Origin of the sequence: Dactylosporangium sp. NPDC050588, assembly GCF_040654975.1 — a bacterium.
GTDB classification, from domain to species: domain Bacteria; phylum Actinomycetota; class Actinomycetes; order Mycobacteriales; family Micromonosporaceae; genus Dactylosporangium; species Dactylosporangium maewongense.
On sequence record NZ_JBFAJA010000002.1, the window covers coordinates 63,849 to 85,270 of the forward strand.

Annotated in this window: 22 protein-coding genes; 8 read left to right on the forward strand and 14 right to left on the reverse strand. The window is 71.8% G+C overall.

Annotated elements, in window-relative coordinates; translation table 11 throughout:
* Positions 1–64 precede the first annotated feature (64 nt).
* Positions 65–997, forward strand: coding sequence for a LysR family transcriptional regulator (locus AB0I21_RS01510; protein ID WP_360558221.1), 933 nt, complete (start codon positions 65–67; stop codon positions 995–997).
* A 24-nt stretch (positions 998–1,021) separates the two neighbouring features.
* Here AB0I21_RS01510 and AB0I21_RS01515 read toward each other — a convergent pair whose 3' ends face one another.
* From AB0I21_RS01515 to AB0I21_RS01525, 3 genes are all read right to left on the reverse strand, one after another.
* Positions 1,022–1,861, reverse strand: coding sequence for a DUF1028 domain-containing protein (locus AB0I21_RS01515; protein ID WP_360558223.1), 840 nt, complete (start codon positions 1,859–1,861; stop codon positions 1,022–1,024).
* A gap of 150 nt (positions 1,862–2,011) precedes the next feature.
* A complete protein-coding gene (locus tag AB0I21_RS01520) occupies positions 2,012–2,566 on the reverse strand; it encodes a hypothetical protein (RefSeq protein WP_344503078.1) in 555 nt (184 codons plus the stop codon).
* Positions 2,563–3,390, reverse strand: coding sequence for a TetR/AcrR family transcriptional regulator (locus AB0I21_RS01525; protein WP_360558225.1), 828 nt, complete (start codon positions 3,388–3,390; stop codon positions 2,563–2,565). The genes AB0I21_RS01520 and AB0I21_RS01525 overlap by 4 nt, the downstream gene beginning before the upstream one ends.
* Positions 3,391–3,439: 49 nt before the next feature.
* On the opposite strand from AB0I21_RS01525, the gene AB0I21_RS01530 reads away from it, so the two are divergent.
* From AB0I21_RS01530 to AB0I21_RS01545, 4 genes are all read left to right on the forward strand, one after another.
* Complete coding sequence (locus tag AB0I21_RS01530; protein WP_360558226.1) at positions 3,440–4,930, forward strand: MFS transporter; 1,491 nt, start codon at positions 3,440–3,442, stop codon at positions 4,928–4,930.
* A gap of 690 nt (positions 4,931–5,620) precedes the next feature.
* Positions 5,621–6,100: a phage holin family protein gene (locus AB0I21_RS01535; RefSeq protein WP_360558228.1), complete on the forward strand. Its 480-nt coding sequence runs from the start codon at positions 5,621–5,623 to the stop codon at positions 6,098–6,100.
* On the forward strand, positions 6,097–6,483 hold the full coding sequence (locus AB0I21_RS01540) for a DUF3618 domain-containing protein (RefSeq protein WP_360558229.1): 387 nt from the start codon (positions 6,097–6,099) through the stop codon (positions 6,481–6,483). Before AB0I21_RS01535 ends, AB0I21_RS01540 begins: the two co-directional genes overlap by 4 nt.
* Complete coding sequence (locus AB0I21_RS01545; RefSeq protein WP_344503084.1) at positions 6,480–6,740, forward strand: DUF4235 domain-containing protein; 261 nt, start codon at positions 6,480–6,482, stop codon at positions 6,738–6,740. The genes AB0I21_RS01540 and AB0I21_RS01545 overlap by 4 nt, the downstream gene beginning before the upstream one ends.
* A gap of 467 nt (positions 6,741–7,207) precedes the next feature.
* On the opposite strand, the gene xylB is transcribed toward AB0I21_RS01545, so the two are convergent.
* From xylB to AB0I21_RS01560, 3 genes are all read right to left on the reverse strand, one after another.
* Positions 7,208–8,620, reverse strand: coding sequence for a xylulokinase (xylB, locus tag AB0I21_RS01550; protein ID WP_360558230.1), 1,413 nt, complete (start codon positions 8,618–8,620; stop codon positions 7,208–7,210).
* A 4-nt stretch (positions 8,621–8,624) separates the two neighbouring features.
* On the reverse strand, positions 8,625–9,785 hold the full coding sequence (gene xylA, locus AB0I21_RS01555) for a xylose isomerase (protein WP_360558231.1): 1,161 nt from the start codon (positions 9,783–9,785) through the stop codon (positions 8,625–8,627).
* Positions 9,786–9,918: 133 nt separating this feature from the next.
* Positions 9,919–11,148 (reverse strand): ROK family transcriptional regulator, encoded by a 1,230-nt coding sequence (locus AB0I21_RS01560; protein WP_360558233.1) that lies wholly within the window; start codon positions 11,146–11,148, stop codon positions 9,919–9,921.
* 224 nt (positions 11,149–11,372) lie between these two features.
* Between AB0I21_RS01560 and AB0I21_RS01565 the strand changes: the two genes are divergently transcribed.
* Together AB0I21_RS01565 and AB0I21_RS01570 are read left to right on the forward strand one after the other, a co-directional pair.
* Positions 11,373–11,828 carry an Rrf2 family transcriptional regulator gene (locus tag AB0I21_RS01565; RefSeq protein WP_344503088.1) on the forward strand — a complete coding sequence of 152 codons (456 nt, stop codon included), beginning with the start codon at positions 11,373–11,375 and terminating at the stop codon, positions 11,826–11,828.
* Between the two features lie 49 nt (positions 11,829–11,877).
* The gene (locus tag AB0I21_RS01570) at positions 11,878–12,102 is read left to right on the forward strand and encodes a hypothetical protein (protein WP_344503089.1); all 225 of its coding nucleotides are present in this window, start codon (positions 11,878–11,880) and stop codon (positions 12,100–12,102) included.
* A gap of 33 nt (positions 12,103–12,135) precedes the next feature.
* Here the strand turns inward: AB0I21_RS01570 and AB0I21_RS01575 are convergent, their stop codons facing one another.
* The 4 genes from AB0I21_RS01575 to pyk form a co-directional block, all read right to left on the reverse strand.
* Positions 12,136–12,636, reverse strand: coding sequence for an NAD(P)H-dependent oxidoreductase (locus AB0I21_RS01575; protein WP_344503090.1), 501 nt, complete (start codon positions 12,634–12,636; stop codon positions 12,136–12,138).
* Between the two features lie 257 nt (positions 12,637–12,893).
* Positions 12,894–13,349, reverse strand: a complete 456-nt coding sequence (locus AB0I21_RS01580) for an Rrf2 family transcriptional regulator (RefSeq protein ID WP_360558235.1) — start codon at positions 13,347–13,349, stop codon at positions 12,894–12,896.
* A 3-nt stretch (positions 13,350–13,352) separates the two neighbouring features.
* Entirely contained in the window at positions 13,353–14,231 is an 879-nt protein-coding gene (locus tag AB0I21_RS01585) for an acyl-CoA thioesterase II (RefSeq protein ID WP_360558236.1), read from the reverse strand.
* Between the two features lie 19 nt (positions 14,232–14,250).
* Positions 14,251–15,681 carry a pyruvate kinase gene (pyk, locus tag AB0I21_RS01590; RefSeq protein ID WP_360558238.1) on the reverse strand — a complete coding sequence of 477 codons (1,431 nt, stop codon included), beginning with the start codon at positions 15,679–15,681 and terminating at the stop codon, positions 14,251–14,253.
* A 102-nt stretch (positions 15,682–15,783) separates the two neighbouring features.
* Here pyk and AB0I21_RS01595 point away from each other — a divergent pair, with 102 nt between their 5' ends.
* Positions 15,784–16,890, forward strand: coding sequence for a low temperature requirement protein A (locus tag AB0I21_RS01595; protein WP_360558240.1), 1,107 nt, complete (start codon positions 15,784–15,786; stop codon positions 16,888–16,890).
* Here the strand turns inward: AB0I21_RS01595 and AB0I21_RS01600 are convergent.
* The 4 genes from AB0I21_RS01600 to AB0I21_RS01615 all read right to left on the reverse strand — a co-directional run bounded on the left by AB0I21_RS01600 (position 16,887) and on the right by AB0I21_RS01615 (position 21,417).
* A complete protein-coding gene (locus AB0I21_RS01600) occupies positions 16,887–18,047 on the reverse strand; it encodes a mechanosensitive ion channel family protein (protein ID WP_360558242.1) in 1,161 nt (386 codons plus the stop codon). The genes AB0I21_RS01595 and AB0I21_RS01600 overlap by 4 nt on opposite strands.
* A 31-nt stretch (positions 18,048–18,078) precedes the next feature.
* Complete coding sequence (locus AB0I21_RS01605; protein WP_360558244.1) at positions 18,079–19,116, reverse strand: S8 family serine peptidase; 1,038 nt, start codon at positions 19,114–19,116, stop codon at positions 18,079–18,081.
* Between the two features lie 38 nt (positions 19,117–19,154).
* Positions 19,155–20,234 carry a hypothetical protein gene (locus AB0I21_RS01610; RefSeq protein WP_360558246.1) on the reverse strand — a complete coding sequence of 360 codons (1,080 nt, stop codon included), beginning with the start codon at positions 20,232–20,234 and terminating at the stop codon, positions 19,155–19,157.
* 151 nt (positions 20,235–20,385) lie between these two features.
* On the reverse strand, positions 20,386–21,417 hold the full coding sequence (locus AB0I21_RS01615; RefSeq protein ID WP_360558248.1) for a S8 family serine peptidase: 1,032 nt from the start codon (positions 21,415–21,417) through the stop codon (positions 20,386–20,388).
* Positions 21,418–21,422 lie beyond the last annotated feature (5 nt).

Sequence of the window (21,422 nt, forward strand, 5' to 3'; positions counted from 1 at the left end):
TGTCAGGCTCCAGCGCATCATTCCGCACATACTGTTCGGGACCACCGGACAACAGGAGGCCGGCGTGCTGGATCCGTGGCGGTTGCGGCTGCTCACGCTGCTGGAGAGCCTGGGCACGGTGCGGGCGGTGGCCGAGGCGGCGCGGTTGAGTCCGTCGAACGTGTCCGAGCAGCTGGCCGTGCTCGAGCGGGAGGCCGGCGCCGAGCTGTTCGAGCGCGCGGGGCGCCGGTTGCGGCTCACGCCGGCGGGGGCGGCGCTGGCCCGGCACGCGCGGGTGATCCTCGACCAGATGGGCGCCGCGCACGAGGAGCTGGCGGCGTTCGACGCCGTGGAGGGTGGGCTGGCCGGACGGGTCCGGCTGGGCGCGTTCACGAGTGCGCTCAACACGTTCGTCCTCGGCGCGGTGCGGGACCTCGGACGGGACCATCCCCGGCTGCGGGTCACGGTGTGGGAGCTGGACCCTGCCGAGAGCGTGGCGGCCCTGCAACGCGGCGAGTGCGACGTCGTGGTCACGGCTGACCTCGGCTCCGGCGACGCCGCAATCGTCCCGGACGTCGTCTACACCGTCCTCGCCACCGACGAGATCATGCTGGTCACGGCGGGGCCGAGCCGCGAGACGGTGGACCTGGCCGACTTCGCGCGGCACCCGTGGAGCGTCGAGCTGCCGGGCACGTGGACGTTCGACCTCGTGACGACGGCCTGCCGGCGGGCGGGGTTCGAGCCCGAGATCGCGGGCTGCTTCGCCTCCTACGGTCCGCTGCTGGCGCACGTCGAGGCGGGCCTGTCGGTGACGCTGCTGCCTGAGCTCGCCGTCGATCCACGGTACCGGGTGGCAGCGCGGCCGGTCCGCGACCCGATGCGGCGCCGGATCACCGCCGCCGTCCGGCGCAGCTCCGCGGCGCGGCCCTCGGTCGCGACGGTCGTCGAGAGCCTCCGCCGCGCCGCCACCTGCCAAAGCCCGAGCCCGCCACCTGACGAAGCCCGAGCCCGCCCCTGACGAAGCCCGCCACCTGACAAAGCCCTACGGACGATCCTGTGAAGGTGAGGATGACGGGGAACCGGCACGCAGGTGGGCCAGGACGAGCGGGTCGATGGCGTCGTCGACGAGGCGCTCCTCCAGGTTCTCCACGCCGGCCCAGCCGGCCAGGTCGGCGAAGCCCAGCGCCGCCAGCCGATCCGCCACCTCGGTGGCCAGCTCGCCCGTCAGCGGCAGCAGCGTCGCCGGGTCCGGCTTCTGGAAGTACAGCTCCCACAGGCCGATCAGGGTGCCCAGCCGCGTGACCGGATCGGGGTCGTCGTCGACGCGCAGGTCGACCTCGACGTCGCTGAGGCCGCCGTACCCGGCACCGCGCCGGACGACGAACAACGCCGCGCTCTGCCGGCCGCGACTGTCGCCACCGGCCCGGTCCCCTGCGGCGAGCGCCGCGTGCAGCCGCCGGGCGAGCGGGGCGGCCGGGTCGGCGAGCCAGGCGGCCTCCATGTCGCGGACGACGTCGGCGCCGGTGAGGATGTTGCCCTGGATCGCGTACCCGTCGCCGGCCACGCCACCGGCCCACGGAAAGCACTCGTCGCCGGTGAACGTGGCCCCGTCCCCGGACCGGCCGACCACCCCGAGCTGCCGGGTCGCGCGGCCCGGGTCGGCGGCGGTGAGCCCGGCGACGGTGTCGGCGGCCGTCGTGCCCGTGCCGAGCAGGGCCAGGCCCTGGACGCGGTACGCCAGGTTCGCGAACGACTGCGTGGCCAGCGCCCCGACGTCGGCCCGGGCGGCGGGGACGGCCGCGCCGACGGCGAGGAACTTGCTGGCCACGGCGACACCGAGGGACTGCCCGTCAGCGGACCGCCCGACGATCGAGAACGTCATGGCGCACACCGTAACGGAACCGGCGAGACCCGGGCCCGACCGCACCTCGAACGGCCCCTCGACCGGAGGGACAACCGCCCCGACCGCCACGAACCGCCGTACATGCGAAAAAACCGCAAGCAGAACGGCATGGCGGTCCGCAGCACCACCTCAGGTCGGCAGCGCGCCCGGCGGCTGGGAGAGGCAGACGAAGGGCCCCCGCACCCCGGCGCTGAAGCGCTCCGCCGCCCGCAGCGCCACCTCGACCCGCCGCTGCGGCGCCATCCGGGAGCCGGCGGTCGCGAAGAGTGCCCCGAGGGCGATCTCGTCGCCGACGCCCACCGCCGCGTACCCGTCGGCGGCCTCGGCGACCTGGTAGTCGTCGTGGACGGTGAACAGCCGCCCCTTCACGCCGACGAGGAAGGTGCCGCCCTCCTCGCGCTCGCTGTCCCGGCGGGCCCATCCGCCGGCCTTCAGCGCCTCGCGGACGGAGTCGATGAAGCGCGTCGCCATGAACCGCTCGATGTCGCCGACCGGTTTCGGCGGCTTCAGCGCGTACCGGATGAGCTGCCCCATCCGGAACGAGGTGGTGAACCCGAAGAGGTAGCCGTTGTTGTGGAACACCTTGCTGTCGGCGCGGACGGTGAGGCTCCACCCCGAAGCGCCCGCGCTGTCGCCGCCGATATACACGGTGCCCGAGTGCACCAGCCCCACGATCGCCGTCATTTCCCGCCCCCGCCCACGAAACCCGAGACCCGAGACGACTCAACCACACGCCCGGTGGCGTGCCGCGCGAGGCCGTCCACCATGAGGTCGATCGCGAACGCGAACCGCTCGTCGCCGCTCCCCTCGGTCATCGCCGGCGCCATCGCGACCAGGTTGGGGAAGCGATCCACCGGCAGCGACGCGTAGTAGTCCCGGATCTGCGCGAGGTACGGCGCGGCGTCCGCCTCCGACTGCCGGCCGTGGCTGACGTGGATCGAGGTCTCGACGGCGTCGGCGACGATCACCAGCGACATCTGGTCCATGCCCCACGCGGCGACCTTGTCGGGGATGCCGGCGCCGCGGAGGACGGCGAGCATCGCCTCGGTGTAGCGCAGCGAGTTGGGCCCCACGGGGATGTTGGCCCGGGCGACCTTGACGAGGTCGCGGTGGGCGAGGAACACCGCCCGGCTGTCCCAGCAGCTGCGCTTCACGACCGCCGCCCAGTCGCCGGACGCGTCGAGCACCGGCAGCGGGATCTCGCCGACGACCCGGTCGAGCAGCTGCTCCAGCAGCTCATCCTTGTTGGCGAAATACGCATACAGCGAGGCCGGTCCGGTCCCGAGATCCTGCGCCACCCGCCGCATGCTCAGCGCGTCGAGCCCGTCCCGGTCGACGAGCCGCAGCGCGGTCTCGATCACCGCCTCCGCGCTCAGCGGCTGCCGCGCCGCAGGCGCCTTCCGCCGGGTCCGCCAGGGCGGCGCCGGCACCGCCGATCCGTGCAGAGCGCTGGTCTCCACCACGGCGCTGGACGAGGGCACGGCACTGGAATCGGGGACGGATGGCACCCGCCAATCGTACTTGACACGAACAGTGTTCGCGAGTAGAACGGTGTTCGTGAACAACGAACAGCGTTCGAACACGTACCGCTGGCGCTGGGCGGTCCTCGCCGTGGTCCTCGCCGCCGAGGTCATGGACCTCCTCGACGCCACGATCATCGCCATCGCCGGCCCGTCCATACGCGCCGATCTGGTGGGTCCCGAGGGCGGCACCGCCTTCCTGCAGTGGCTCGCCGCCGGCTACACCCTCGCGTTCGCCGTCGGCCTGGTCACCGGCGGCAGGCTCGGCGACATCTTCGGTCGCCGCCGCATGTTCCTCGCCGGTGCCGCCGGGTTCACCCTGATGTCACTGCTGTGCGCGATCGCGCCCGGCCCGGCGTCGCTCGTGGTGTGCAGGATCCTGCAGGGCCTCGCCGGCGCCGTCCTCATCCCGCAGGGCCTGGGGCTGATCAAGGCGGCGTTCCCGCCGGAGCAGATCGGCGCGGCGTTCGGCGCGTTCGGCCCCGTGATGGGCCTGTCCGCGGTCTGTGGCCCGATCCTCGCCGGCGTCCTCGTCGACGCCGACCTGTTCGGCACCGGCTGGCGGATGATCTTCCTCATCAACCTGCCCGTCGGCGTCGCGGCGCTGATCGGCGCCTGGCTGGTGCTGCCGCGGCCCACCCCCGGCGACGAGGCGAAGCTCCGGCTCGACCTGACCGGCACGGTCCTGCTCAGCGCGTCCTTACTGCTGCTCGTCTTCCCGCTGGTGCAGGGGCGCGAGCTCGGCTGGCCCTGGTGGGCGTGGGCGATGATGGCGCTGGCCGTTCCCATGTTCTGGGGGTTTCAGCGGTACCAGCAGCGCCTGCACCGCGAGGGACGCAGCCCGCTCATCGAGCCCAGCCTGCTGGCCAAGCAACGGTTCACGGCCGGACTGCTCGTCGGCCTGATCTTCTTCGCGGGCCTGATGGGCCTCACCCTCATCCTCAGCATCTATCTGCAGCTGGGCCTCGGTTTCTCGCCGCTGCGCGCGGGTCTCACCCAGTCGCCGTGGGCGTTCGGCACGGCCGTCGGCGCGGTGGCGGGGCACGTGCTCAGCGCCAAGCTCGGCGGCCGGCGGCTCCTGGTCGGCGGCACCGCCGTGCTGGCCGCGGGGGTGGTCGCGCTGCTGGTCACCCTGACGGTCACCGACGGTCCGGTGTCGTCCGTGGCGCTGCTGCCGTCGCTGCTGGTGCTGGGCGTCGGCATGGGCTGCTCGATGGCGCCGTACTTCGACATCGTCCTGGCCGCCGTCGACGAGCACGAGGTCGGTTCGGCGTCCGGCACCCTGACCGCCGCCCAGCAGGTCGGCGGCGCGATCGGCGTGGCCGCGCTCGGCACGGCGTTCTTCGCCTGGGCGGGCGGCGACTTCGACTCGGGGCTGCGGCAGGTGCTGTGGCTGGAGCTCGGCCTGCTGGCACTCGCCGCGGGCCTGTCGTTCCTCCTGCCCGCCCGCGCCCGGCCCGAGACCCCTGCCCACATCGAGCCCGAGGCGCCCACCCACGCCCGGCCGGAAGCGCCGGCCCACACCTAGCCGGAGACGCCGGCTGCCCCAGGCCATCGGCGACGGGCAGGCCCACACACAGAGCCGGTAGGTGCCGGCCTGCACCTACCGGAGCCGCCGGCCCCCAACCGGTCCGAGGTGCCCGCCCTCACCCTGTCCGGGGCGCCTGCCCACGCCCAGCCTGAGTCCGGAGGGGCGGCGCGGCGGCCTCGGACAGGGCTCCCCGCCCGGTCCAGGAGGTGGCGTGATGTGGGTTAGCCCGGGCGTTCACGAGAAATCGGGGCTGCGGCAATGCTGTGGCTGGGAGCTCGGGTTGCTGGCACTCGTCGCGGGCCTGTCGATCCTCCTGCCCGACCGCGTCCGGTCCGAGGCCTGACCACGCCTGGCCGGAGGCGGCAGCCCACACCTGGCCAGAGGCGGTGGCTGACCTGACCCAGGCCATCGGCGGCGGGCAGGTCCCCCACACTGAGCCGGAGGCGCCGGTCCGATGGGCCGGCCTACGCCCGGCTGGAGGCGCATGCCTCACCCGCCCCGAGCGGGCTCGCCTCACCCGGTCCGAGGCACCCCGCCCACGCCCTGCCTGTACGGCCTCCTCATCGTCCGGAGGAGCGGCGTGGCGGCCTCGGGCAGGGGCTCCCCATCCGGTCCGGGAGGTGGCGTGACGTGGGTTAACCCGGGCGTTCGCGGGGAAACACGTACATGCGGGCGAGAGGAGAAGCCATGACGTACACCGTGAACGACCGGCCGGCCACCGCGCCGCGCGTGCAACCCCCGGCCATCGCGGGGACTGCCACCTCGGCAGCGGACCACCGTTCGACGGCGGACCTGGTCAAGCTTGCCGCCGAACAGATCTCCACCCTGGTGCGGGACGAGCTGAAGCTGGCCCAGGTCGAGTTGGCGCAGAAGGGCAAGCGGGCCGGGATGGGTGTCGGCATGTTCGGTGGAGCCGGACTCGTCGCGCTCTACGGCGTGGGTGCCGTCCTCGCCGCCGTCATCATCGCTCTCGCCGCGGTCATTCCGGCGTGGCTGTCGGCCCTGCTGGTCGGTGTGGTGTTGCTGGCCGTCGCCGGGGTCCTCGCGCTGCTCGGCAAGTCGCAGGTGAGCAAGGCCGGGTCGCCGGTGCCGCAGGACGCGGTCGCCAGCGTCAAGGCAGACATCGACACGATCACGCACTCCGTGAAGAACGGGGGGCACCGATGACCGCGACGCACTCGAAGAACAGTCACAACGGGCACGTCCCCACCGATCCCGAGGCGCTCCGGCAGGAGATCGCCCGGACCCGGGCGGGGCTGGGTGAGACCGTCGAGGCCCTCGCGGCCAAGGCCGACGTGAAGACCCGCGCGCAGGACGCCGTCTCCACCTCCGTGAACGCGGCGAAGCTGCGGATGCGGGAGGGTGTGGAGCAGGTCGCGGTCAACGCCGCGTACGCCAGTCGCGAGCTGCGGACCAACCCTCGCCTGACGCTGGAGCTCACGCTGCAGCGGATGGTCCAGTCGGTCCGGGATCGCCCCGCGCCGTGGGTGGTGGCATCCGGGCTGCTCATCTTGGCCGCGCTGGTCGGTTACCGGAAGGGGAACGAGTGAACAAGGTCCTGTACAAGCCGTTCAGCATCGCGTTCAGCGTGGCCGGCGGCGTCGCGGCGGGGATCGTGTTCAAGCAGATCTGGAAGCGGCTCTCCGGTGAGGACGAGGCACCGCAGGCGACCTCGCGGGACTACGGCTGGGGCGAGGTGCTCGCCGCGGCCGCGCTGCAGGGCGCGATCTTCGCCGTCGTGAAGGCCGCGATCGACCGCGGCGGCGCGGCGGGCGTACGGCGCCTCACCGGCGACTGGCCCGACTGAACCGGCGACCGGCCCGATTGAACAGGCCACCGAACCGGCGACCGGCCAGATCAAGAGGCAAGCGTGAGAAGGGTCTCCCCGAGCGGGGAGGCCCTTCTTCGTGTCCACCGCCCGGAGGACACGACGAGGCCGGCAACGCACGCACTCCCGTCCTCGAACCGTCCCGCGCAACACGAGCGGCCCACAGTCTGTCCTGCAAGCGTGATCCAGCGCCGGCACCGCGCGAGGGAGCGGTGCCGGCGCGCGGGAGTCCGGTGCCGGGCCGTTCGGGCGGACGGTCCGGCACCGGAACCCCGGACACGCGGCACCACCGGTTCGGCGGCTCGAACAATAAGACCTCGAACAATAAGACCTCGAACAAGAAGACACAGGGCCGGCCAGACGCGGCTCGGGCCGGGACGCCCCAACAACCGTCCCGGCCCGCCTCCCCATCGGGTGCCTCACCAAACACCCGCGGGCAGTACCGCTTACCGCAGCAGCGCCTGAGCCCGGTCCCGGACGTCGGCGTACACCTTCCGGGTCTCCGCCGACTGCGGCGCCGGCGCATCGGCCGAGGCCGCTCCCGGAACGCGCCACGCGGGCGCCTCCGCGCCCCCGTCCAGCACCCACGCCGCCTGCCGGGCGGCTCCCAGCGCGACGTACTCCCCCGGATCCGGCACGCCGACCGGCACCCCGAACAGCGCGGGAGCGATCTCCCGTACCGCCGCAGACGCCGCCGCACCTCCGATGAGCAGGACCCGCTCCACCGGCACGCCCAGGGCGCGCACCGCGTCGATGCCGTCGGCGAGCCCGCAGAGCATCCCCTCGACCGCGGCCCGGGCCAGGTTCGCCGGGGTCGCGTTGCCGCGGGTGATGCCGTTGAGCAGGCCACGGGCGTCGGGCAGGTTCGGGGTGCGTTCGCCGTCGAGGTAGGGCAGCAGCGTCAGCCCGCCCGCCCCCGGCGCCGCCGAGAGGGCCAGCCGGTCCAATGTGGACAGGTCGACCCCGAGCAGCGCGGCGGCGGTCGACAGGACCCGGGCCGCGTTGAGGGTCGCGACGAGCGGCAGGTGCCGGCCGGTCGCGTCGGCGAACCCGGCGACCGTCCCGCTGACGTCGGTGACCGGCCGCTCCGACACCCCGAAGACGGTGCCCGAGGTGCCGAGCGACACGACCACGTCGCCCGGGCGCAGTCCGAGCCCGAGCGCCGCGGCCATGTTGTCGCCGGTGCCCGGCGCAAGAAGAGCACCGGCGACCGTCTCGCCCACCACCTCGGCCGGCCCGGCGACCCGCGGCACGGCCAGTTCCCTGCCGAACGCGAGTCGCAGGAGCCGCATCTGGTACGAGCCGTCCGCCGGCGACCAGTACCCCGTCCCGGACGCGTCACCGCGGTCGGTCGTCGGGCTGTCCGCACCGCGGTCGGCGCGCAGCAGGTCGGTGATCCAGTCGTGCGGCAGCAGGACGCTCGCCGCGCGGGCGGCGTTGTCCGGCTCGTGCTCGGCGACCCACCGCAGCTTCGTCACGGTGAAGCTGGCGACCGGCACCAGCCCCGTCGCGGCGGCCCAGTCGGCGGCCCCGCCCGGCAGCTCGGCGATCAGGTCCGTGGCGGCCGCCGCGGACCTGGTGTCGTTCCACAGCAAGGCGTCGCGGACGACGTCGCCGGCCTCGTCGAGCAGCACCATGCCGTGCTGCTGCCCGCCGACGCCGATCGCCTTGACGTCGTCGAGGAGCCCGTCTCCGGTCGCCTCGCCGAACGCCCGCCACCAGTGGGCCGGGTCGACCTCGGTCGCGTCGGGGTGCCCGGCGCGACCTTCCCGCACGACCTCACCGGTGTCGGCGTCGCAGACGAGCACCTTCGTCGACTGGGTGGACGTGTCCACGCCCGCCACGAGACGCCGGGTCATGCCGTCATGACCTGACGCCCAGCAGGTGCTCCATCGCCAGCTGGTCAAGGTACTCGAACGCGCCGCCACGGGCGGCAAGCTTGTCGACGTCGAACTCCTCGGCCCGCAGCGACTCGATCGTCTCGCCCTCGCCGAGGGTCGGCTCGTAGAGCTCGTCGACCCGCGCCGCCTCGAGCGCCGCCGCGACCTCCGGGTCCGCGCGGAACGAGGCGACCCGCTCCTTGAGGATCAGGTAGTTGCGCATGCAGGCCCGCGCGGTCTCCCACACGCCGTCGTAGTCCTCGGTGCGCGGCGGCTTGTAGTCGAAGTGGCGGTAGCCGGTGTAACCGCCGGTCTCCAGCACGTCGACGGTCCAGAACGCGCCGCGCAGGTTGCCGGCGCCGAAGCGCAGGTCCTGGTCGAAGCGGGGACCGTGCTGGCCGTTGAGGTCGATGTGGAAGAGCTTGCCGTGCCAGAGCGCCTGGGCGATGCCGTGGGCGAAGTTGAGCCCGGCCATCTCCTCGTGCCCGACCTCGGGGTTGAGGCCCACCCGGTCCGGCTCGTCGAGCGTGGAGATCAGCGCGAGGGCGTGACCGATCGTCGGCAGGAGGATGTCGCCGCGGGGCTCGTTGGGCTTCGGCTCGAGGGCGAAGCGGATGTCGTAGCCCTGGTCGCGCACGTACGCGCAGAGGAGGTTGAGCCCTTCGCGGTACCGGTCGAGCGCCGCCGACACGTCCTTGGCCCCACCGGACTCGGCGCCCTCGCGGCCGCCCCACAGCACGTAGGTCTCGGCGCCGAGCTCGGCCGCGAGGTCGATGTTGCGCAGCACCTTCTTGATCGCGAACCGGCGGACCGCGCGGTCGTTGGACGTGAACCCGCCGTCCTTGAAGATCGGGTGGCTGAAGAGGTTCGTGGTGACCATCTCGACCCGGATGCCGGTCGCCTTGAGCGCGTCCTTGAACCGGCCGATCAGGTGGTCGCGGGTCGCGTCGTCACTGCCGAACGGGAACAGGTCGTCGTCGTGGAACGTGACGGCCGCGGCGCCGAGGTCGGACAGGCGGTGCACGGCCTCGACCGAGTCGAGCGGCGCCCGGGTCGGCCCGCCGAAGACGTCCTGCGCCTGCCAGCCGACGGTCCACAGCCCGAACGAGAACTTGTCGTCGCGGGTGGGCTGGTAATCGTTCATTCGATACCTCTTAGCGGGGGTGTTCGTTGGCGGACGCCTTGCACCCTACGCCGCCGGACGGGGTTAGTTCAATAACAGAACTAACCTGTTTCAGACCTCTCCCACTATCCCTTTTTTCGGGTTTTACCGCGTTTCAGGCCCGAAAGACGACTCTGTAGTACGTCTCGGAGTGCTGCAACGCGAGCAGCACCGCGCCCCGCACCTCGGCGTCCGGGCCCAGCACCGAGGCGCGGATCTCGACGCCGCGCAGCGCCGGTGCCAGGGCGTGCCGGGCCACGGCGGCCCGCAGGGGGTCCAGCAGCAGGTCGCCGATCGGGGCGAGACCGCCGCCGACCACGACGACCGCCGGGTTGTACGCATTGATCAGCCACGACGCGGCCAGGCCCAGGTGCGCGCCGACCTCGGCGATCACCGACGCGGCCAGGGCGTCGCCCGCGCGGGCCGCCGCGGTCACGTCGCGCGCGTCGAACGTCTCCAGGTTCGCCAGGCTCGACGTCGCGCCGTCCTTCAGCGCCCGCCGCACGGCCCGGACGATCGCCGGGCCGGACGCGACCGTCTCCAGGCAGCCGACGTTGCCGCAGTTGCAGGGCTCCTCGTTGCCGGGGACGGCGTTGTGGCCGATCTCGCCGGCCGTGCCGCCGACGCCGTGAAACACCCGGCCGTCGGACAGGACGCCGGCGGAGAGGCCGGTCCCGGCGTACAGCAGCGCCAGATCGCCGACGCGGCCGCCGGCACCCTCCAGATTCTCGGCGACGGCGGCGGCCTGGCCCGCGTTGTGCACGTAGACGGGGGCGCCGAGCTCGGCGGCGAGGATGTCGCGGACCGGCACGTCACGCCAGCCGAGGTTGGGCGCGAGCAGGCAGACGCCGGTGTGGAAGTCGGTGAGCCCGGGCAGCACCGCACCGACCGCCGCCAGCCGGGCCGACGGCAGCACCGTGCTCTCGATCGCGGCGCGCGCCTCGGCCGCCACCATCCGCAGCGCCTCCGCGGGCGCCACCCCGCCTCCTGTCGCGGCTGCGGCGTCGGTACCGGCCGCGAGCGCCGTCGGCGTGGGGAACTCCCGCCGGGCGATCTCCTCCCCCGCGGCGTCGCCGATCGCGACCGTGGTGCGCCGGGCGCCGATGTGGGCGCCGACCACCAACTGGGAGCGGGCGTTGAACTCCAGCAGGATCGGCGGGCGCCCGCCGCTCACCGCGGTCGACCCAGGCCCGATCTCGCGGACCAGCCCGTCGGCGATGAGCTCGTCGACGATCGCCGACACCGTCGGCTTCGCGAGGGTCGTCGACCTGGCGATGCTCGCGCGGGAGACCGGCCCGCCCTCCTTGACCAGTGCCAGCACCAGCGAACGGTTGACCTCGCGCATCACGTTGTGATCGGCACCGCGGCGGGGCTCGGGTGAGCGCTCACCCACACGTTCGTCTGGTCGCATAATCCGACAACGCTACCCCGGCGATCACCCGGAGGCGCGCACCCTACATTGGTATCGGACATTCCCCACCGGCTAGCTCCACAAAGCTGGCCCCGCGGCAGGCTCCGACGGCCCGTCGCGGGCACGGCGACACTCTCTGCGGGAAGGCAGTCTCAGTCATGCACATCTCGGCACGCGGCGACTACGCGGTGCGCGCCTCGCTCGGCCTGGCGGCCGCCTACCCCGCGGTCGTCTCGGCCGCCGGCCTCGCCGACGAGCAGGAGATGCCACGAAAGTTTCTCGAGGCCGTCCTCGGGGACCTGCGCCGGGCCGGCCTCGTCCGCGGCCAGCGCGGCGTCGACGGCGGGTACGTGCTGACCCGCCAGCCATCGGAGATCATGGTCGGCGACGTGCTCCGCGCCGTCGACGGCCCCCTGGCCGAGGTCCGTGGCGTGCGCCCCGAGGAGGCCATGTACTCGGGCACCGCCGAGCACCTGCAGCAGCTGTGGGTCGCGGTCCGGGCCGCCGTCCGCAACGTCCTCGACGAGGTCAGCCTCGCCGACGTCGTCCGCGGCCGGATGCCCGCCCACATCAGGCGGCTCACCACCCCGCCGCAGGCCTGGCAGCCGCGCTGAAACTCCTGAACAGCGGGTGAGCGGCGGGTTCCCGCCCTACGCTCAGGTCATGTCTAAGGCGCACGACCCCTACCTGCAGGCGGCCGAGGGCTTCCTGCACGCCATCCGCGACGAGCTGGACATGGCCGACGACCTGAAGATGGACCGGACGCTGCAGGTCACGCAGACCTACGCGCTGGTGAGCATCGCCCGCTCGCTGAACGTCCTCAGCGACCAGGCCGACACCGCCGACGACTCCCCGCTCGCCATGGCGGGCAACCTCATCAGCCGCTGACCCGGGCCTCCCGCCCGCGTCGCCTTCCGGCGCTCAGGCGGTCGTGTCGGCGGTGAACTCGTCGGCGATCCGGGTGACGTACTCGGCGGCGGCGGTGCCCGCGTTGGCCAGCTCCGACTCGACGACGGCCAGGCCGGGGGTCACCGGGACCGCGGCGAGCTCGCCGAGCAGCTCGCGCAGATGCCGCTCGGTCGCGTCGGCCTGCGGACGGACGCCGGCGGTCACGACGGTCACGGCGGCGACGTCCTTGAGACCTTCGGCGGGCAGCTGGTCGAGCAGGACCTTCAGCACGCCCGTGTACGTGCCCTTGTACGTCGGCGTCGCCACCACCAGCACGCTCGCCCGCCGGAGCCGGCTGAGCGCGTCGGCGACCGCGCCGTCCCCGGTCTGCAGCAGCCGTGTGCCCAGGGCGGCCACGTCGATGGTGTGCGGCACCGGCTGCCCGAGCCGCTCCGCCAACGCCGCCCCGACCTCCTCCGCCAGGTGCAACGTGCGAGAGTGCGGCCGCGGATTCCCCGAAAGCACAACGATCATGCCGCCGATCCTATCTCCTACCGCACAGATCGGAAATAGCGCCTACCGTTGTGGCCTCTTTCTCATGATCCGGAAGACTTTGTGCTGCTATGACGACACAAAGTCTTCCGGATCATGGAAAAGGCGCCCCGGCCGGCGCCGCGGTCTGCGCAACTACACGCGGACGGACAGGGAGGGCCCCCAGGGCCCGACCGGCGGCTGACGGGAGCAACGGCCTTACCCACGGCGGACCGGAGCAGGGAAGCTTTTTTGAAAGGTCAGACCCAGGCTCGCGGGTCTGCCACGAGGTCGCGGACGCGCTCGGGGAGCTCGCCGGTGACGACGTCCTCGATGGTGACCGTCTCGAGGATGAGCCGCTCGTTGGCGCGCAGGGCGATCCACACGTCCTGCAGGGCGGAGGCGGCACCGTGGTAGCCGAGCTCCTCGGGGCGCTGCCCGCGGACGTTGGCGAGGGGGCCGTCGATCACGCGGATGATCTCGGCGAGGCTGATCTCGCCGGCGGGGCGGGCCAGCCGGTAGCCGCCCTCGGGGCCGCGCTGGGCGACGACGATGCCGCCGCGGCGCAGCTGCAGGAGGATGCTCTCGAGAAACTTGGGCGGGATCTGCTGGGCCGATGCGAGACGGTCGGCGGTCACCAGCTTGCCGTCACCGGCCGAGGACGCCAGCTCCGCCACCGCGCGGAGGGCATAGTCGACCCGGGCTGAAAGGCGCATGACTCATCCTCCCACGCGCCGCAACAGGCCTTCCTGCACGGCGGTCGCGATGTGGCGGCCGTCGCGGGTGAACATGCGGCCGTTGGCGAGGCCGCGGGCGTCGGAGGCCGACGGGCTGATCGAGTCGTAGAGGAACCACTCGTCGGCGCGGAAGCCGCGGTGGAACCACAGGGCGTGATCGAGGCTGGCGCCGCCGTAGCCGCCGGGGCCCCAGACGGCGCCGTGCACGGCGAGCACCGAGTCCAGCAGGGTGAGATCGGAGGCGAACGTGAGCGCGCACGCGTGCAGCAGCGGGTCGTCGGGGAGCTTGCCGTCCAGGCGCATCCAGACGCGCTGCGTCGGGGAGGCGGGGCGGTCGCCGGGGCGGACCCAGCCGGGCTCGCCGACATAGCGCACGTCGATCGGGCGCTGGATCATCGACCAGATGCCGGCGCGCTCCGGGTACTTGGCGAGGCGCTCCGCCATGGTCGGCACCTCTTCCGGCGGGGGCACGTCGGCGGGCGCGGCCTCCTGGTGGTCCAGGCCGTCCTCGGGGACGTGGAACGACGCCGACATGAAGAAGATGACCTTGCCGTGCTGCTTGGCGACGGAGCGGCGCACGGAGAAGGAGCGGCCGTCGCGGATGTTCTCCACCGCGTACGTGATGGGCTCCGCCGGGTCGCCGGGGCGGACGAAGTACCCGTGCAGCGAGTGCACCTGGCGCTCCGGGTCGACGGTGCGGCCGGCGGCGACGAGCGCCTGGCCGGCGACCTGCCCGCCGAACACGCGCTGGGGGCCGACCGGCGGGCTCATGCCCAGGAACCGGTCGTCCCCCAGCGCTTCCAGGTCAAGGAGTCGGACGAGGGCGTCTACCGCCGCCTGTCCAGTCGCATGCTCGTCCACTCCTGCAATCTAGAGGTTCCTACTCGCTCTGTTCGTGTGACAGTGCTCCCAGCGTGTGGACCCGCAGCGTGTTGGTCGAGCCGGGGGTGCCGGGCGGGGAGCCCGCGACGATGACGACGTCGTCACCGGCGCTGAGCCAGGGCAGGCCGACCATGGCCATGTCGACCTGCTGGAACATCTCGTCGGTGTGCTGGACGAACGGCACGTCGAACGTCTGCACGCCCCACGACAGGGCCAGCTGGTTGCGCACCGTCGGCTCGGGCGTGAACGCGAGCAGCGGCAGCTCGCAGTGCAGCCGGGCGAGGCGGCGGACCGTGTCACCGGTCTGCGAGAAGGCGACGAGCGCCTTCGCGCCGATGTTGCGGGCGATGTTGGACGCGGCCGAGGTGAGCGCGCCGCCGCGGGTGCGGGGGTCGTGCTGCAGCCGCGGCACCGACAGCGAGCCGCCCTCGGTGGTCGCGATGATCCGGGCCATCGTGGAGACGGTCAGGATCGGGTAGCGCCCGACGCTGGTCTCGCCGGAGAGCATGACGGCGTCGGCGCCGTCGAGCACGGCGTTGGCGACGTCGGACGCCTCGGCGCGGGTCGGGCGGGCATTCTCGATCATGGAGTCGAGCATCTGCGTGGCGACGATGACCGGCTTCGCCGACTCGCGGCACAGCTGGACGGCCCGCTTCTGCACGAGCGGCACCTGGTCGAGCGGCATCTCGACGCCGAGGTCGCCGCGGGCGACCATGACGCCGTCGAAGGCCGAGACGATCTGCTCGAGGGCGGCGACCGCCTCCGGCTTCTCGACCTTGGCGATGACCGGGCGGTGCACCCGCTCCTCGTCCATGATCTCGTGGACGAGCTTGATGTCGTCGGGCGAGCGCACGAACGACAGTGCGATCCAGTCGGCGCCGAGCTGCAGCGCGAACCGGAGGTCCTCGGCGTCCTTGTCGGACAGGGCGGGGACGCTCACCGCGACGTTGGGCAGCGAGACGCCCTTGTTGTTGGAGACCATGCCGCCCTCGGTGACGAGGACGGTGATGTCGTTGCCTTCGACGCTGGTGACCTCGACGGCGACCTTGCCGTCGTCGATCAGCAGCCGGTCGCCGGCCTTCACTTCCTGCGGCAGCTTGGTGTAGGTGCACGAGACCCGGTCGGCGGTGCCGACGATGTCGTCGCTGGTGATGACGGCCGTGTCTCCGGTGCGCCACTCGTGCGGTCCGTTGGCGAAGCGACCGAGCCGGATCTTGGGACCCTGGAGGTCGGCGAGAATGCCCACGGAACGGCCGGCGGCAGCGGCGGCCTCACGGACGAGGTTGAACACCGCGGCGTGGTCCTCATGGCTGCCGTGGCTGAAGTTGAGCCGCGCGACGTCCATCCCGGCGTCGACGAGGCCGCGAATCCGCTCGGGCGACGATGTGGCGGGTCCGAGCGTACAGACGATTTTTGCGCGTCGAGTCACACGTTGAGGCTAGCCCCTCCGCCCGGTGACGATTCGGCCGACCCACGGTGGCGCCATCAGTTGAGACACTGTCCACCTGCCGTTCCCGGAGATAATCGGACGATGTCATCCAGCCCCCAGTGGCACCGGCCGATGGGCATCCGCGACACCCACGAGCCGCACCGCGTCGCGACGCCGCTCGAGCTGCTGTTCGACCTGTGCTTCGTCGTCGCCATCGCGCTGGCGGGGCAACTGCTGCACCACTCGATCGCCGAGGGTGACGTGGCGCACGGGATCGTCGCCTATCTGACGGTGTTCTTCTCCATCTGGTGGGCCTGGATGAACTTCACCTGGTTCGCTTCCGCGTACGACACCGACGACGTCGCTTACCGGCTGACGACCCTCGTGCAGATCGCCGGGGTGCTCGTCCTGGCCGCCGGCGTCACCGACGCCTTCCACGGGCACTTCGGCACCGTCACTGTCGGGTACGTCATCATGCGCGCCGCCCTGGTCACGCAGTGGCTCAGAGCGTCCGCCCGGGACGAGACCCGGCGCACTGCCCGCCGCATGGCGTTCGGCGTGGCGGCCTGCATGGTCGGCTGGTCGCTGATCCTGCTCACCCACGGCACCCCGCACCTGGTGCTCTTCGCCGTCATGGTCGCCGCGGAGCTGGCCGTGCCGATGTGGGCGGAGCGCTACCACCCCACCCCGTGGCACCCGCACCACATCGCCGAGCGCTACGGGCTGCTGTTCATCATCGTGCTCGGCGAGATCGTGCTGTCCACGACCGTGGCGGTCCAGGCGGGCTTCGTGCAGGACCGGCTGTGGTGGGTGGCCGTGAGCGGACTGGTCATCGTGTTCGCGTTCTGGTGGCTGTACTTCGATCAGCCCGCCCACCGGATCCTCGTCGACAACCGGCACGCGTTCGTGTGGGGATACGGGCACTACGTGGTGTTCGCGTCGGCGGCGGCGATCGGGGCGGGCATCGCGGTCATCGTCGACCGGCCCGACCTCTCCGGCGCGCCCGTCACCATCCCGGTGGCCACACTGCTGATGGCGCTGTGGTTCCTGCACATCCGCCCACGCACCTGGCTGGAGCCCACCGCCGCGGCGCTGATCCTGGCCGCCACCTTCGTGGGACCGTCGCTGGTCGTGACAGCAGTGGTGGCGTCGGTACTGGTGGCCGCCCGGCTGATCCTGCTGCGCTCCCGCGCCGCCCAGCGCTGTTAATGTTCGCGCTCCCCGCCGGTGAACGCCTCCGCGCGGGCCCGGCCGTCGACGCTGTGGCTGAAGACCCGCGCGTCGCCGTCGGCGGTGTGCGTCTGCCCCGTCAGCGTCGCGTGCAGCGGCAGCGCCGACGTCATCTCCGCCCGCGTCCGCGGCAGCGACGACGGGTGCGCGTCCCGGATCCACGTCACCATGTGCTCCCGGATGAAGCACCGCAGGTCCCACAGCTTCGGCGCGTCGGTCGCGCTGACCAGCGCCCGCAGCCGCATCGCGGTGCCGGTGGCCTCCACCACCTGCAGCACCGACACCCGCCCGTCCCACAGGTCGGTCGACTCCAGCGCCCGGCGGAGCTCCTCCCGCGCCTCCGGCACCGGCAGCCACCAGTCGACGTCGAGCATGACGTCCCCCAGCAGCGCCGCCTCCGTCCGCGTCCAGTTCTGGAACGGCTTCTCCGTGAAGTACGACGTCGGCAGGATCAGCCGCCGGTCGTCCCACACGTGGACCACGACGTACGAGAGCGTGATCTCCTGGATCCGCCCCCACTCCGACTCGACGATCACGACGTCCCCGAGCCGCACCGCGTCACTGAACGCCAGCTGCAGCCCCGCGAACAGGTTCCGCAGCACGCTCTGCGCCGCCAGACCCGCGATGATGCCGACGAACCCGGCACTCGCCAGCACGCTCGTGCCGAGGATCCGCGCCTGCGGGAACGTCATCAGCATCACCGCACCGGCGATCACGGCGATCGTCGCCACCGTCACCCGCCGGATCATCACCACCTGCGTGTGCACCCGCCGCGCCTGCCGGTTGTCCGGCACGTCCGTCCTGAACCGCGCCAGCGCCGCATCCTCCGCCACCACCAGCAACCCGGCGACCAGCCATGCCGCCGTACCGATGATGAGCAGCTGCTCCACGTGCAGGAACGTGGGCCGCCAGTCCGCCTCGTCCGCCGTCCACCGAACCGAGAAGTAGATCGCCGACAGCACCACCACCCACTGCGCCGGCCGGTGCGCCCTGTTCGCCAGCTCGGTCAGCAACACCGACCGCCGCCCCACCCACAACAGGACCAGATGCACCCCCTGCACCACCACCAACGCAACGAGCGCCGCCCCGAGCGCAATCCCCAGCGGCTTGAGCGTGTCGATGAGCGTGTCTCGCATTCGGCGCTAGGTACCCGGGCCCCCTGGCCGCCTAACGTGTCCTGCGTCGCACCCACCAGCCAACCACCCCGCCAACCGCCACCACCGCCACCACGACCCACCCGACGCCCCAACCCCCACCGCCCGGCCCCCGTCCCCGACCCGCCCCCGGCACCCCCGTGACCTGAACCCCAGCCGCCGGCACCTCAGCCGTCAACGCCGCCACCGGATCGACAATCCCGAACCCGAACTCCTCATCCCGCCCCGGCTTCCCCCGATCCGTCGCGGTCGCCGTCAACCGCCGCACCACTTCAGCCGCGGACAGCCCAGGAAACTTCGCCCGCACCAACGCCACCACCCCAGCCACAATGGCCGTCGAGTCACTCGTCCCCTCACCAACCACATACTTCCCGAACGCCCCAATCGAAACGATCTCCACCGCCGGCGCCGCCAGCACCACCTCCGGCCCAGTAGCCGAAATCGCCGCATGATTCCCGCCCTTGTCACTCCCCGCCACCGCCACCACCCCAGGCAACTTCGCCGGAAACCCCACCTGCTTGCTCTTCGGCGTGTTACCGACCCCCGCCACCACCACGACATCCGCCTTGACAGCGGCCGCGACCGCATCCTTCACCTGCGAATATTCGCTCGTCCCTGCCGCGATGCAGATGACTTTCGCGCCTTGGCCGACCGCCCACATGATGCCGTCCGCCAGATCGATCGGCGAACCACCGAACTCGCTGTGCAGCGTCTGCACAGGCAGAATGGTCGCCTCCGGCGCGATACCGAGCACTCCGGCGTTGTTGGGAAGGCCACGCCCGGCGATGAGGCCGGCCATGGCCGTGCCGTGTCCGTCCGTATCAGCCTTGCCGTTGCCGGTCGGCTGCTCCCCGAACTCCTTACCGTTGAGTACCGCGCCGGCCAGCTCTCCGTGACGATCATCGACACCGGTATCCGTGACCGCGACAACAACCCCCGCACCCCGGCTGATCGTCTGGGCCTGCGAAATCCGCAGCGCCTGCAGATGCCACTGCCGGTCACGAATGCTGTCAGCCGCCGCGAGCCGCTGAAACCCGACGACGGTCGTCACCGACACCAGGCAGAGCACCACTGCCCAGCGAACCGCCTTCAACGGTCAAGTCCGAGGACGCCCGGACCCGGATCATGTGCACGGACCGGCGGAACATCGATCACCGGCGGCACCCCCTGCTCCACCGACCATTGTTCGCCCGCACCCTCCCGCGGCACGCGACGCGTGCTGGCGGAGTTGTCGCGATGGCCGACGCCGGCCGCTCCACGCAGGGCCGCGCCACCAACCCCTGGCGCACCCGCCACCGGCCGACCGGCCAGTCCCCCACCGCTGTTGACGCCGCGTATGCCACCCGCCGCGGCCGAACCCGGCATCGTCGATTCGACCGGGAGCCTCACACCGCCCAGCACCCGTCCCGGACCCAACAGCGACGGCGCGGCCGGACCACCGGGTCCCGCAGCCGCGCCAGCCGCAGGAAGAATGTCTCTTGGCGTCGCCGGTACAGATTCCGCAGGCCCGACCGCCAGCCCGAACTCCTCCCCGGGCAGAGTCACAGCGGGCCGGGGCGGATCGAACCGCGGCATCGCAGGAACGCCTCCCCCGAGCCTCGCTACGCTTCCACCCGTGGCGCCTCCGCCACCCACCCCACCACTCGGCGGAGCGACGACATCGGTCTGCATCCCGAACGGCTCGTAGACAGGCAGTTGGACATCCATCCCGGCCGCAGGATCCGCCACCGCCGCATCAGCTTCCCTGAGAATGCGCCGAGCGTGCTCGTCCAGCAGCCCCCGCGCCTGCTCCCCCACCCGCTGGTCGGGCAGATGCTCCGTTCGCCGATACTCCTCGACCAGCGGCGCAAGCTCAGCACGAGCCTGACCCAGCGCGTCAACGACGAGCGCCACCCGGCTCCGCACCTCCGCCGCACCCACCGCGGTCAGAGACATTGCTCGAATCATGTCGTTGAGCCGCTGGACGAACGCGCTCGCCGCCTCGCTCTTCTCCGGCGGCCACCCTTCGGCGAGCTGGTCCCGCAGGATCCGCAGGCGGTCGCGCTGCGTCTCCAGGGCGGTCTGCTGACGACGCAGTGTCGCCAGGTGCAGGTGAGCATCGTCCTCGTCGTCCGCCGCGACCATCTCCCACAACTGCGGCAACCGCCACCGCTTGTACGTCTCACCCATCAGACCGGCCCCACCACACACCACCCAACCGGCACATGATCACTCACCGCGTCCTCCCCGCCACGATGCGCAATAGACAACGGTGACGGTACCGCACACTCAGAACCCCACAACGCCCTCGATTCGCACCACCCGCACAGCACGACACCCGCTACCTCCGCCGCCTGACCAGCAGCCCCACAAACACCAGCAGCACCCCACCACCGACAACCACCCACACAACCCCCGACCACCCCCCACGCTCCTCCGGCACCCCCACCCCAGACGAAGCCACCGACGGCACCACACTCGGCACCGAAGCCGTCAACGCCGCCACCGGATCAACAATCCCGAACCCGAACTCCTCATCCCGCCCCGGCTTCCCCCGATCCGTCGCGGTAGCCGTCAACCGCCGCACCACCTCCACAGCAGACAACCGCGGAAACTTCGCCCGCACCAACGCCACCACCCCAGCCACGATCGCCGTCGCGTTGCTGGTTCCGTCGGCTGTGCCGTACTTGCCGAAAACGTCCAGCGAGATGATGTCGACCGCGGGTGCGGCGATCAGTACCTCCGGGCCTGTCGCCGAAATCGCCGCGTGGTTGCCGTCTCGGTCCGTTCCGCCCACCGCGAGCACGCCTGGAATCTTCGCCGGAAACCCCACGTGTCTCGTGGCAGGAGCATTGCCCGTGCCGGCGACCACGACGACGTCGGCGCGTATGGCCGCCTCAATCGCACTCCTGACCTCGGGATACTCACTGGTGACGGCCGCGATGCAGATGACTCTCGCGCCATGCTGAACGGACCACTCGACACCTGCCGCGAGATTGGTCGGTGACCCGCCGAACTCGCTGTGAACGGTTTGAACGGGCAGGATCGTGGCCTTGGGTGCGATGCCCAGGATTCCGCTCTCGCCAGGAAGTCCTCGGCCCGCGATCAGACCAGCCATCGCAGTGCCGTGTCCGTCGGTGTCGGCCTTGCCATCCCCCGTCGCGCCTTCGCCGAACTCTTTGCCCGCGATCACAGCTCCGGCAAGTTCGGGATGCCGATCATCGACTCCGGTATCCGCAACGGCGACTATGACGCCTGCGCCCTGGCTCAATTGCTGCGCCTTGATGACGTCGAGCGCAGCGAGGTGCCACTGTCTGCTCCGCACGCTGTCAGCCCGGGCCGCATTCGGTGATGCCGTGACGACTGCGATCATGGTCG